Genomic DNA, 576 nt, shown 5'->3' on the forward strand with positions numbered 1-576 from the left:
TCCTCGTTCTCGTAAGAGGCGAACAGGCGCGCGCGGTTGAAGAATCGCTTGACGTGGCGTGGCGTCGGGTCGTGCTCGACGACCACCGGATTCCAGATGCGTAGCGCCTGCATGAAGCGGCCCGAATCGACCGGCCGGATCGCGCCGCCGAGCGCGATGAACACCTTGGTCCGGTTGCGCCGGTACCAGCGCCACCCGAGGCCACCGCCGACGATCACGAGCGCCAGCACCAGGGGGACCCAGGGCCATGGGGCGCCCGCCGTCGCGCTGATGCCGACGTCTTGCACCGACGTTTCCAGCTTCGGCCGCAGCGCGGAATCCGCACGCGGCGGTGCATCGGGTGCGCGCGCCGAGGCGGAGGCACCGCGCTCCGGCGCCATCGGACGCGACAGCACCTGCTGCGCCTTGCCGTCGCCCGAGGCGTGCAGCCAGCCGCCCAGATAGAAGATGCTGGCGAGTGCAGCCACGAGGCCGAAGATCAGCAGCCAGCGCAGAACCGTGCCGGGCCAGCGGGTTGCGTCGGAGGCCGCCGCATCCTGCTTGCGATCGCGCAGCAGTTCCTCGAGTGCGGCACGC

At 70.8% G+C, this 576-nt stretch carries 1 protein-coding gene; it reads right to left on the reverse strand.

Going from position 1 to position 576, the window contains the following annotated elements; translation table 11 throughout:
- The coding region (locus tag ACXJ3V_RS20480) for a hypothetical protein (protein ID WP_457102195.1) at positions 1-576 on the reverse strand (576 nt) is incomplete at both ends.

Source organism: Microbacterium sp. P5_E9, assembly GCF_054049175.1.